At 50.1% G+C, this 12,616-nt stretch carries 9 protein-coding genes, 1 tRNA gene and 1 pseudogene; 5 read left to right on the top strand and 6 right to left on the bottom strand.

Going from position 1 to position 12,616, the window contains the following annotated elements; translation table 11 throughout:
• Window positions 1-204 precede the first annotated feature (204 nt).
• From fadJ to CWM66_RS07950, 3 genes are all read right to left on the bottom strand, one after another.
• Complete coding sequence (gene fadJ / locus CWM66_RS07960) at window positions 205-2,352, bottom strand: fatty acid oxidation complex subunit alpha FadJ (RefSeq protein WP_107146476.1); 2,148 nt, start codon at window positions 2,350-2,352, stop codon at window positions 205-207.
• Complete coding sequence (fadI, locus tag CWM66_RS07955; protein ID WP_007371033.1) at window positions 2,352-3,659, bottom strand: acetyl-CoA C-acyltransferase FadI; 1,308 nt, start codon at window positions 3,657-3,659, stop codon at window positions 2,352-2,354. The genes fadJ and fadI overlap by 1 nt, the downstream gene beginning before the upstream one ends.
• A gap of 160 nt (window positions 3,660-3,819) precedes the next feature.
• Entirely contained in the window at window positions 3,820-4,104 is a 285-nt protein-coding gene (locus CWM66_RS07950) for a YfcZ/YiiS family protein (RefSeq protein WP_007371032.1), read from the bottom strand.
• Between the two features lie 377 nt (window positions 4,105-4,481).
• Between CWM66_RS07950 and fadL the strand changes: the two genes are divergently transcribed.
• Window positions 4,482-5,843: a long-chain fatty acid transporter FadL gene (gene fadL, locus CWM66_RS07940; RefSeq protein WP_007371030.1), complete on the top strand. Its 1,362-nt coding sequence runs from the start codon at window positions 4,482-4,484 to the stop codon at window positions 5,841-5,843.
• 61 nt (window positions 5,844-5,904) lie between these two features.
• On the opposite strand, the gene mlaA is transcribed toward fadL, so the two are convergent.
• A complete protein-coding gene (mlaA, locus tag CWM66_RS07935) occupies window positions 5,905-6,657 on the bottom strand; it encodes a phospholipid-binding lipoprotein MlaA (RefSeq protein ID WP_007371029.1) in 753 nt (250 codons plus the stop codon).
• A gap of 305 nt (window positions 6,658-6,962) precedes the next feature.
• Between mlaA and CWM66_RS07930 the strand changes: the two genes are divergently transcribed.
• From CWM66_RS07930 to CWM66_RS07920, 3 genes are all read left to right on the top strand, one after another.
• A complete protein-coding gene (locus tag CWM66_RS07930) occupies window positions 6,963-7,889 on the top strand; it encodes a formate/nitrite transporter family protein (protein ID WP_035889067.1) in 927 nt (308 codons plus the stop codon).
• 75 nt (window positions 7,890-7,964) lie between these two features.
• Window positions 7,965-8,039, top strand: a tRNA-Arg gene (locus CWM66_RS07925).
• 176 nt (window positions 8,040-8,215) lie between these two features.
• Window positions 8,216-9,403, top strand: a complete 1,188-nt coding sequence (locus CWM66_RS07920) for an integrase arm-type DNA-binding domain-containing protein (RefSeq protein WP_107146475.1) — start codon at window positions 8,216-8,218, stop codon at window positions 9,401-9,403.
• 275 nt (window positions 9,404-9,678) lie between these two features.
• On the opposite strand, the gene CWM66_RS07915 is transcribed toward CWM66_RS07920, so the two are convergent.
• Window positions 9,679-11,133 (bottom strand): serine protease, encoded by a 1,455-nt coding sequence (locus CWM66_RS07915; protein ID WP_107146474.1) that lies wholly within the window; start codon window positions 11,131-11,133, stop codon window positions 9,679-9,681.
• 615 nt (window positions 11,134-11,748) lie between these two features.
• Here CWM66_RS07915 and CWM66_RS07905 point away from each other — a divergent pair.
• Window positions 11,749-12,261, top strand: coding sequence for a hypothetical protein (locus CWM66_RS07905; RefSeq protein ID WP_146159925.1), 513 nt, complete (start codon window positions 11,749-11,751; stop codon window positions 12,259-12,261).
• A gap of 118 nt (window positions 12,262-12,379) precedes the next feature.
• Here the strand turns inward: CWM66_RS07905 and CWM66_RS07900 are convergent.
• Window positions 12,380-12,616: pseudogene (locus CWM66_RS07900) on the bottom strand (IS30 family transposase); the annotation flags it as partial.

Here is a 12,616-nt window from a genome sequence, read left to right as displayed (position 1 = left end):
CCGCTTTTGTTAACCAGAATCATCAACACTTTCACTGCGAAATCATTTCGCGACGACGGAAAAGTATCGATGGCCGGGCATTGTGCCTGATCCATTCCATGAATGAAACGCTGTTTTTTACCTCAATGGTGTAAGTATAGTCAATCACTGTTTACAAAATAACCGCGAACGCCATGAGGAATAACAGAATTAAATTTTTAGACCTTAATTCACATCTTCAGTTTCTTTTTCCGACCAAAAAGTTACACCCTGCTCCGCCATACGCAACAGCGGTTCACAAGGCGCAAAACGCGCACCGTATTGCGCCTCCAGCCGCTGCAACCTCGCCACGACGTCGCCCGCTCCTGATGTCGCTATATAGTGGAACGGCCCGCCTAAAAACGGCGGAAAACCGATGCCGAATACGGCGCCAATATCGCCGTCTCGCGCGCTGCGAATAACCTGCTCATCAAAGCAACGCACCGCCTCGTTCAGCATCAGCAGCACACAGCGTTCCGCCATCTGCTCTGCCGATAACCTCCCACCGCCGGAGGCACCAATCAGGGGATAAATCGCCGGATCGGGCTGCTTTTTGCTTTTACGCCCTTTCGCAGGGTAAAGATAGAAACCACGACCATTTTTTCGCCCTTTGCGATCGTCGTTCAGAATTGCGCTCACAATACTTGCAGGGGCGCTAAACCGTTCACCATAAGCGCTTTCCAGCACCGGAATAATTTTTGTACCGGTATCGATGCCCACTTCATCCAGTAACTGGATCGGCCCGACCGGGAAGCCAAATTTCACCAGCGCGCGATCAATATCCTCGATGCGCTCGCCTTCACTCAGCAGCCGGATGGCTTCATTAATATAGGGAGCAAGAATGCGGTTCACGTAAAATCCGGCTTTATCCGCGACCACAATCGGCGTTTTGCCCTGTTTTTTCGCCAGCTTTACCGTGGTAGCGATGGTCTGCTCATCCGTTCCGGCGTGTGGGATCACCTCCACCAATGGCATTTTTTCCACCGGGCTGAAAAAATGTAATCCGATGATCTTTTCTGGTCGCGCGGCATGCGCTGCAATATCGCCGATCGGTAAAGAAGAGGTATTGGAGGCAAAAATAGTATGAGCGGAACAATGGGCTTCCACTTCAGCCACCATTTTCTGTTTCAACGCCAGATCTTCAAACACCGCCTCAATGACCAGGTCACGCTGAGCAAAGCCGCTAAAATCCAGGGTGCCGGATATTTTCGCCAACTGCTTATCGCGCTCGCCCGCTTTCAGGTAGCGGCGCCGCACTTTTTTATCCAGCTCTTCCCAACTGTATTTCAGCGCGTGGTTGATCCCTTTCGCATTAATATCTTTTATGCGAACCGGCAATCCTGCTTTGCTTGCCGTGACGAAAGCGATCCCGCCGCCCATTAATCCGCCGCCCAGCACACCGATCGTGTTCAACGGGCCAGCCTGCACCTCGCTGCCAGGATCTTTTTTAACGCCGGTACTGGCGAAGAACAGGTGGCGTAACGCCTGTGATTGCGGCGTCATCGCCAGTTGACCAAACGCGCGCGCTTCCGCGTCGTAACCGCTGCTGCGCCCCTGCGTCAACCCGGTTTCAATAACGGATAAAATGCGCGTGGCCGCAGGATAATTCCCCTGGGTTTTTTGTTCGGTTTTCTTACTCACCATACGGAACAGCAACGCGCGGCCAAGCGGCCCGGCCAGAACCCGTTCACGAACCGGCAGATGACGGGCAACCGGCCGCCCCTGTTTGGCCAAATCAACAGCGGCCTCAAGGAGAATTGACTGCGGTACGACATCGTCCACCAGACCAACTTTTAATGCCTGGCGCGGACGAAGCTGTTTTCCGGTGAGGATCATTTCCAGCGCCGTACTGACGCCAATCAGACGCGGCAATCGCTGTGTCCCGCCGGAACCGGGCAGCAGACCTAACTGAACTTCAGGCAATCCCAGCATTGTTTTCGCGTCGTCAGTACAAATCCGGCGATGGCACGCCAGTGCCAGTTCCAGCCCGCCGCCCAGGCAAGCGCCATGAATTGCGGCAACCACCGGAATCGACAGCGCATGGATCTCCGCCATCACTTGCTGCCCCTGACGAGCCAGATCCTCGGCCTCTTTTGCCGTCTGGCAACGGGCGATCATATTGATATCCGCGCCAGCGATGAAATTGTCTGCCTTGGCCGAGATAAACACCACGCCACGCAGCGCCTTATTGTCGCGGATCTGTTTCAGCATGGCGCGCACTTCACCTGCAAACTCCGCTTTCAGGGTGTTCATTTTTTCATTCGGCACATCAATGGTGACGACCGCGATATTGTCGGGACGCACATTAAAGGTAAATGCGGACATCATTGTCATTATTCAGCCTCCAGAACCATTGCCGCGCCCAGACCGCCCGCGGCACAGGCAGTGACCAGACCAAAACCGCCTCCCCGGCGGTGCAGTTCGTGTAACGTTTGGGTGATCATGCGCGCGCCGGTGGCGGCAAACGGATGACCGTAAGCGATGGAACCGCCCAACACGTTAAACTTACTGTCATCCACCTCACCTGTTGCCTGCGAGCGCCCAAGTACCTCACGAGCAAAACGCTCGCTGGCCATCAATTTCAGGTTGGTTAAGGTTTGCGCGGCAAAGGCTTCGTGCATATCGAGAAGCGTCAGATCAGCCATCGTCAACCCGGCTCTTTCCAGTGCCAGCGGCGTTGCCCAGGCTGGGCCAAGCAGCATGTCCTGTTGCACATCAATGGCGGTGAAAGCGTAGCTGCGCAAATAACCCAGCGGTGATAATCCCAGTTCCCGGGCGCGGGATTCGGTCATTAAAATTACAGCCGCAGCTCCGTCGGTCAGCGGCGTACTGTTCGCCGCCGTCACCGTGCCATGCTGACGATCGAAGGCGGGACGCAGCTTCGCGTAATCGGCCAGGCTGGAGTTATGACGAACGTTATTATCCTGTTCAACCGGATCGCGAAACGGCGGCGCATAGGCGGTCATCACTTCATCACGCAGTTTGCCTTCAGCCCAGGCCTGTGCGGCTAGCTGGTGTGAGCGGTGGGCCAGCGCATCCTGCTGTTCACGGCTGATACCGTATGTTTTCGCCATCTGCTCAGCTGTATCGCCCATTCTCAGCCCGGTGGAATACTCCGCGACGGCGGGAGGAACCGGCAACAGGTCGCGCAAGCGCAAGCGGGAGAAAAGCTTCAGTTTTTGCCCCACAGTGCGGGCTTTGTTGGCATCCACCAGCGCACGCGCCAACTTTTTACTGACGCCAATCGGTAAAACAGAGGAAGAATCCGCCCCGCCAGCAATACCGGCGCGAATAGTGCCCGCCAGCAGACTTTCTGCGACGTTGGCCACGGCCTGGAAACTGGTTGCGCAGGCGCGGCTGACGCTGTAAGCATCGGTATGGACGCTCATGCCGGTGCCGAGCACGATTTCGCGCGCAATATTAGGCGCTTCCGGCATCTGCACGACCTGGCCAAACACCAGTTGTTCAATCACTTCGGGGGGAATTTCGCTGCGCGCCAGCATCTCTCCCACCACCATTTTGCCAAGATCGATCGCCGGAATGCCGTGAAAAGCGGTGGCCTGGCGGGCAAACGGGGTACGTAACCCACTGACAATGGCAATGCGGTCGCCCTGGCGGGTGACAAGCGGTAATGCCTTCATAACACTCCCCTGTTAACAGCGTATGCTTAAAGTGGTCTGACCTGATAACAGTCTTAACCACTTTTTTACATATAGCCAATGGGAGCGAGAGAAAAATGCGAGCTAAGGCACAGAGATGCTTAGCAAAACGCCTCCGTGAAAGGAGGCGTTGGCAAGAAGATTAACGCAGGCCAAGCTGGAAAATCAGGGTTTCCGCTTCGCAGGCGAAAACAAAATCGATATCGAGACGCACGCCATCCGCCACTTCGGTGAAGGTGGAGGTAATTTGGCAAGGCTCGGATTCCACGCTGCGGGCTCTTGCGCTCAGCGCGGCCAGCGTTTCATCGGCTTCAGCACGATTGGTGAATACACGACTGTAAGAGGCGGTGCAGTCGGAGTTGTCCATAATGGTGCCAACATCCATACAGCAGCAAACCGGGGTTTCATCAGCACTGCATTTGCTCATTGTTGATTCCTCTGAATTAGCACCCTGGGTGCCAGATAAACGATGGACATATTTTACGCCGCCGTTCATGGCGTCTCCAGTTGATAATCTTCCGAAAGTGGATAAGTGACCGAAATCACACTTAAAAATGATCTAAAACAAAAATCGCCCAATTGACTGATTACCAACCCCGGCGATTTTGCCACGCAGATCCCGTTTCGAAGATCACAATTGAAAAAACTTATATACAAACTTGCAACATTCCCTCTGGTCGGACCTATACTTCCGCCACTGGTCTGATTTCTCTGCTGTAACACAGACCCTACACTTCGCGCTCCTGTTACAACACGTAACATAGTTTGAATAAAAATAAATCGATTTCGAATGAGGTTATGGTCATGAGCCAGAAAACCCGTTTTACCAAGTCTGCTCTGGCAGTCGCAGTGGCAATTGTCTCTACCCAGGCCTGGTCCGCAGGCTTTCAACTCAATGAATTTTCGGCTTCTGGTCTTGGCCGTGCTTATTCCGGTGAAGGTGCAATTGCGGATGATGCAGGTAACGTCAGCCGCAACCCTGCATTGATTACCATGTTTGACCGCCCGACGTTCTCCGGCGGCGCGGTGTTTGTTGATCCGGATGTCGATGTCTCCGGCCGTTCCGCGATTGGTAATGATGCGAGCCAGAAAAACATTGCGCCGACAGCGTGGATACCAAACCTGCACTTTGTCGCGCCGATTAACGATCAGTTCGGCTGGGGGGCTTCGCTGACTTCCAACTTTGGGCTGGCAACAGAGTTTAATAATGACTACGCAGCCGGGTCGATGGGCGGTAAAACCGATCTCGAAACACTGAACCTGAACCTTAGCGGCGCGTATCGTCTGGATACCCACTGGAGCTTCGGTCTGGGTTTTGACGCCGTTTATGCTCGCGCGAAGGTTGAGCGTTACGCTGGCGATCTGCCGCAGATCATCGGCGCCAGCCTGCCAGGCATGGTGCAATCTGGCCAGCTTAGCGCCCAGCAGGCTGCCGCTATTGGCGCACAGGCGGGCGGTATCAGCCGTGATACGCAAATCGCGCATCTGAAAGGCGATGAATGGGGCTTTGGCTGGAACGCCGGTATCCTTTACGAGCTGGATAAAAACAACCGTTACTCCTTAACTTACCGCTCCGAAGTGAAGGTCGACTTCGACGGCGATTATAAGAGCAGCCTGCCGACAACGCTTAACCCGATCAACACAGCACTGGGTCTTGGCTTGCCGTATGGTACTGGCGGCTCGACCACCAATGGCTCGCTGTCGCTCCATCTGCCAGAGATGTGGGAAGTTTCGGGTTATAACCGCGTAGCTCCACAGTGGGCCATTCACTACAGTCTGACCTATACCAGTTGGAGCCAGTTCCAGGAGCTGAAAGCGACCGGTGACAGTGGTCAAACGCTGTTCTATAAAGATGAAGGCTTTAAAGATGCCTATCGCATCGCGCTGGGTACCACTTATTATATGGATGATAACTGGACCTTCCGCGCCGGTATCGCCTTTGATGACAGCCCGGTTCCGGCTAACAAACGCACGATCTCCATTCCTGATCAGGACCGTCTGTGGCTGAGCACGGGGGCGACCTATGCCTTTAATAAGGATGCTTCCGTCGATGTTGGCTTCTCTTATATGCATGGTCAGAAAGTGAAGTTCACCGAAGGCCCGTATACGTTCCAGTCTGAAGGCCGCGCGTTCCTCTACGGCGCTAACTTCAACTACGCCTTCTGATAACGCGTCAATAATAAAAAAGGTGAGCCTGGCTCACCTTTTTTATTGGCTGCGACCGGATTTATTCCGAATCGATATCTTTTAAATCGCCCTGAATCGCCTGCGCGTTCGGATTTTCCTGCGGCTTCAGCTTGCCGCCATTGGCGATAAAATCGTGACGCTGGAAATAGGCTTCCCGCACAAGGATATAAGGATCGGAAGACTGGCGCAGCAAGCCGTCGGAATCGAGCAGTTGCGCACGGGATTCGACACCTTCAATGGTCCATTTACCGACAGAAAGCGGCCATGTCAGCCACGAGAGCACCGGATAGAGCGTATCCGCCATATCGCCGCCATCTTCACGCAGTGTGAAACTGCCGTAGAACGGTAACTGCATATACGGACCGTAACCAATGCCATAGTGCCCCAGCGTACTGCCGAAACGGTGCGGATCTTCACGCTGCAATTTGCTGTTCGACATACCGGCGACGTCCATAAAGCCGCCCATCCCCAGCAAGGTGTTCAGGAAAAAACGCGTAAAATGCACCATGCCCTGATAGGGATCGCCCTGCAGGAAGTAGTTCACCATCTGTGCAGGCTCTTCAAGGTTGCTGGTGAAGTTGCTCAGACCATTGCGCGCAGGTTGTGGCACATAATCACGCCATGCTACCGCCACAGGACGAACAACGTACGGATCCAGCACGTTGAAGTTGAAGTTGTACATAGTCCGGTTGAACCCTTCCAGCGGGTCCGAACGTCCCTGCGTCTGCTGAGAACTGGCGCAGCCGACCAGTACAGTGGTTGCCAACGCAAGCGCCGACAGGCGGTGTTTCATAGGTGTCTCCCTGAAGAAAATGACCAGTGCTGAAGGTCATCCATAATAACGCGAACGCGACGCCGGGTTTGCGTCGAAGTTATGCAACGCATTGTATCAGCGCATATTATGATGTCCACGCAGTGAACGAGACTCAAACCAGCATAGCCCACATTATCTATACGGCTCATTAACAATTCTATACAAACTTTGCCTGTGCCGTATCGCCATTGTTGCTTTTCCCGGCACTTTAAGACGATGCCGCCATGGAAAGCAGCGTAAAACCGCTACGCTTTAGACATCAGAGCAGCAGAAGCGAGGTAAGTATGGAGAAAATCGATAAACACAGCGATGAAATCGAGGTTGAGAGCGACGAAAAAAAGCGCGGCGAAAAAATCGAACTTGATGAAGAGCGCCTCCCCTCCCGGGCCATGGCTATTCATGAACATATTCGCCAGGATGGTGAAAAAGAGCTGGAAAGAGACGCCATGGCGCTATTCTGGTCGGCTATCGCCGCCGGGCTGTCGATGGGTTCATCATTGCTGGCAAAAGGGATTTTCCATGTGCAACTGGAGGGCGTTCCGGGCGGTTTTCTGTTGGAGAATCTGGGGTACACCTTCGGTTTCATTATTGTCATCATGGCCCGCCAGCAACTCTTTACCGAAAACACCGTAACGGCCGTGCTGCCGGTGATGCAAAACCCTGGCTGGGGAAATTTTGCCCTGATGGTGCGGTTATGGGGCGTGGTGCTGCTGGGAAATCTGCTCGGTACCGCTATTGCGGCCTGGGCGTTTGAATATATGCCGGTGTTTGACGAAGAGACCCGCGATGCCTTTGTCAAAATCGGCATGGATGTGATGAAGAATACGCCGCTGGAGATGTTTTCTAATGCGATTCTTTCCGGCTGGATCATTGCGACAATGGTGTGGATGTTTCCGTCTGCGGGCTCCGCGAAAATTGTGGTGATCGTGTTGATGACGTGGCTAATTGCGCTGGCAGACACCACGCACATTGTGGTCGGCGCGGTAGAGATTTTTTATCTGGTATTTAACGGTACCGTGCACTGGAGCGAATTTATTTGGCCATTTGCCCTGCCAACGCTCGCCGGAAATATCTGCGGCGGTACCTTTATTTTCGCCCTGCTCAGCCATGCGCAAATCCGTAACGACATGATCAACAAACGCAAGGCTGAAGCAAAAGCCCGGGCAGAAGCACAGGCAAGCGCCGACGAAGGTGCAGAAAAAAAAGCATAAACGGTGACGGTTTAACCACTTGGCGGCAAACACGCTTAACGCAGCAGATAAATGACGTTATACTCCTGCCGCCTTGTCCCCTTAGTTAAATGGATATAACGAGCCCCTCCTAAGGGCTAATTGCAGGTTCGATTCCTGCAGGGGACACCATATACACCTCTCCTGACATCTACCGAATTCAATAAACCTCCCTTATAATAAGCGATAAACCTTCCATTCCGGCTACGCGATGTCAACAGATGTCTACCCATTTCAACGTGAATCAATAAACGTGTGGGGGCCGATGTGGGGGCTTATCCTGTTCAATGAAAAATGAGGCCCCCAAAATGCCGCTGAATGCGCGTCAGGTCGAGACTGCAAAGCCCAGAGACAAAGCCTATAAGCTCGCTGACGGCGGAGGTCTCTATCTCATGGTCAATACTAACGGTTCAAAGTACTGGCGCATGAAGTATAGATTTGCCGGAAAGGAGAAAAAGCTCTCATTTGGAACCTACCCTGACATTTCACTTGCGGAAGCTCGCACTAAGCGTGATGAAGCAAGAAAAACACTGGCGAATGACAAAGATCCCGGTGAAGTTAAAAAAGCAGAACTGCTTGCCCAAAAACTTTCAGTTACGAACACTTTTGAAGCGATAGCTCTCGAGTGGTACAACGCGAAGGTTTCGGGCTGGTCAAAAAACTACGCTGACTATGTTAACCGGGCTTTCAAAAACAATGTCTTTCCCTTTGTTGGATCGCAGCCGGTTAATGAGATAAAGCCACTGGAGCTTCTCTCTGTATTACAGCGTATGGAGAAACGAGGAGCGCCGGAGCTTGCCAGTAAAGTGCGCCAACGTTGCAGCGAAGTGTTCCGATATGCCATTGTTACTGGCCGCGCCGAATACAACCCTGCAGCTGATCTCGGCAGTGCTTTACAGGGTTACGAGAAACAACATTACCCCTTTCTTACCGCTGCAGAGTTGCCCGAGTTTTTACACAAGCTTTCACAATACACTGGCAGTTTAATAACACTTCTGGCGACCCGACTGCTCATGCTTACAGGCTTGCGTACCGTCGAGCTACGTATGGCAGAATGGAGTGAAATCGACTTCGATAACCAAATCTGGGAAATACCGAAAAGTAGAATGAAGATGAAGCGGCCTCACATAGTCCCCCTTTCGACACAATCACTGGGTGCACTTCTGCAACTGGAGCAATTGACCGGAACTTACCAGTTTATCTTTGCCGGTCGAAACGATGTTAACAAACCGATGAGTGAAGCCAGCATCAATATGGTGTTGAAAAGGGTGGGATACGACAAGAGAGCGACCGGACATGGTTTTCGTCATACCATGAGCACAATCTTACATGAGGAAGGATTCAATACTGCCTGGATTGAAACGCAGCTTGCTCATGTGGACAAGAATGCGATTCGTGGAACGTATAACCATGCGCAGTATCTGGAAGGGAGGAAAGAGATGATGCAGTGGTATGGGGATTATGTGGATGGTTGCGAGAGTAAAAAATCAAGTTAGCGTATAAATGAAAAGCCGCTGCAACATGTTGCGGCGTTTTTTTTTGCATGTAGCGCAGGTTTTCGATCAGGTTTAGTTCAGAACTACCCCTGCTCATTGTCAATGTAAAACCTAATGACTTGTCCGCTTAGTGCCAGTCACTAGCTCCTTGCCGCTAATATTCTGCAGGAAACATTTGTAGACCATTGCTCCGCCATCACATATCAGCTTTTGAGAAAATAAAGCCGCTTGCTGAAAACCCGCTTAGACTCAGAGATATTCGGGTATTCAATCATTCATTCAACATTATTTTGCAATCTCTTTTTTGGTATCCGAATACCCATCCAAACAAATTTTATATCAGTAAATTCTTCTATTTGCGGGTTGAAAATCACATCAGCTTTAAAAAGGCACCGTTGAAAAGTCTCCATACGTACTATTCCATCTTTCAGCTCTTGATCATAAAAGTGGCTATCGAAGTCCATTTTGTGAGCATGGTAGTCTTCTTCTAAGACCTGGATCTCCCACACTACGGTCAGTAGCTCAAAATAATAGCCGAGCTTGATATTTTCATCATTTAATTGCTCGCTTGAGTATACCTCCGGGTCCTCAACCCCTTCAAAGTCGGTAGCAGAAAAATTCTGGATAGTTTTAAGACATTCCAGAGAAACTCCAATTGCCCCCAAAAATCCTTGAATAGGAGAGTCAGATGCGCTTTCAAGATATTCAATTGCAGCTTCAGATACTGCATGTTCTAGATCGTAGCCCCATTTATCAATGAATTCTTCTAATTGATCACCTTTTAAAAATTTATTGGATATTGTAATGGCCGATGGTTCCGAGGATATTTTCAAGAATTCCATCTCATCTTCAGACATCGTGAAGACGATATCCCCCCAAGGCTTCCGCTCGATACTTCCTTTAATTCTTGAAAGTCCCATAGCCTTTGCAGTTAAAAGGCTCACATCTTGATATTTCATTAGCGCTGGAACTGTCCCTCCAATTCGATAATTTAGAGCATCCCAAATAAGCGTAACGTAAGACGGCCCACCATCAAATGAAGATGACACCACACCAATGACGTTCCCATCCGAGTCAACAACCGGGCCTCCGCTCATCCCTCCCATAGTGTCCATTGCTACCTCGATACATGGCGCAGGCATTCGCTCACCACGTCCTTGAGGAAACGCGGCAGTTACTAGCCCAGACGAGACCATCGGACTAACGGAGGCCACACCATCTTCAACAAGGCCATGCCTAAATCCAAATGCCCATAAACGCTCGCCAACGAGTGGCAATCCAACCCTTAAAATCCCAAGGTTAAGCGGGTAATCAACCAATGCGTCCGAATTTAGTGTGCAGCTTACCAAGGTTAAATCTGATGGATTTGCTTCACCTTCCTCAAACTTACTCTCGCGCATTGAATTCCGGCTTTCTTTAGCAAGCCACCCCCTTACTCCTGTAGGTAAGAATGTCAGGAACATCGGAGACTTTCCCGAAGTCCGTAGTTCATCAAGTACATGGGTAGCAGTCAACAGCAATCCCGGCGCAACCATCACACCGCTTCCTAGAAATGATGGACCGTCATCATCTAAGTAGGCAACTGCAACCAATGAATCACCGGCTTCATGCAAGGAACGCATGGAGCCAATTCCATCATCAGAACTAAAAACCATAGAAGTCCACGACAACTTCAAATCTGCCAATAAAGGATTGGCTTCAGTCACCATAAATGAATGCTGTTCGTTCATGTATAATTCTATCTATCTCAATAAATATTTGAATTAAGTAATTGATAGAGCAAGAAGGAAAATTATTAACCTACTGCCGAAATGCACGTAAGGAAACTTGTATTGCAATTGACCAGCGTTTGTTACCTCGTAGCAGCATATCGCTTTCAGCCCTGTTTTACTCCGACTCCAGTTCCAACTGCCATGATACTGCTTTCGTTCTGTTCCGCCATGCTAAGAGCATTCTTTTCTTCCCTGCAGATCTGGTGGAATCATAGTGGCATGTTCTCAGCTGACTTTAGCAGGAGGCCTACTGAAGAGCTGCCTGCATTGGCAAGAGATGCTGACAGTCGGTCACCAATGCGAATGGGTTGATCTGCATAGCCGATCGGTAGCTTAATTATCAATAGTCATTAGCTATTAATATATAAAAATTGATCGTCATTATCAATAGATAAAACAGATCAGTTTCCCTTTTTCGATCGGTATTAACAATTTTACTCCTTGTTACCATCCTGAAAAAATTACAGAACATGCCTTTAAGCAGATTAGTGCCTTTGCTGGACATGAAGACTGATTGGGCGACTTTTGTACTCAGTTCACTCATGTCACGTACCGCATAAATGGGTGAGAAGAATGAACGAAAAGGAATTAATGTTGAAAGCAATGGCAGAGATGTCAGTGAAATATGAAAAGAAAGAAATTGAAATTGCAGAAACTGCGATTAGAATGGTGAATGAAATCCTAGACTCACGATCTATTGGACGCAGGGAACTGTTATCCATATATTTGTATGCATTCGGGTGCCTTGAAATTTATAGAACTGTAGCACTAAATGGGGGCTTTGTTGCATCGTCATTATTTGGTGTGGACTGTATTCCTTCTGCTTTGAGTATTACAAGGGTTATTTGTACAGAGGCCTACTCGTCTGCCTTTATCTCACTCATTGAAGATAAAAAGAAATTTGAATGTGAGACTGATATGATGTGTTCTGCTTTGTTTAAAACTGCACTTTCACATTATCTTTCAAATCACAATACAGACTTTCTATTTAACAATCTAAGACTGCAAACCTCAATTTCTATTGAGGAGGCAGAAGAACTTGAACGTCATATGTACCTTCTAAATGAGCTTATGTCATGCTGCTAAAATATTTTTTCTTTGTGAATTTTAGAGCAGTGAATTGGAACGCTATATGAATCGCCACGGGTTTAACAGACACCCCGGAGTCATTTATGGACTGACCCCACGCCCGTAGACAAATTCTGTCCTCTGAGCCGCGTTGCCAGGGGGATTGAGGATCGCAGAAGTAAACCTGAATATCTGTGGCTACGGTAAACCGGGTATGGCTGGTCATTTCAGCACCCCGGTCCCATATTAATGTTTTATAAAGCTCAGCAGGTAATTCCCGGGCTTGTCTGATGAGTGCAGATATAACCGTTATGGTCTTGTTGTCCCTGACTTTGGCCAGCATAACAAAACGGGAATGACGTTCTACGAGGGT

This window comes from Kosakonia sp. H7A, from assembly GCF_003028445.1.
Taxonomy (GTDB): Bacteria; Pseudomonadota; Gammaproteobacteria; order Enterobacterales; family Enterobacteriaceae; genus Kosakonia; species Kosakonia radicincitans.
The sequence above is the reverse complement of the archived record's forward strand: the minus strand, read 5'-3'. Positions and strand labels throughout refer to the sequence as shown.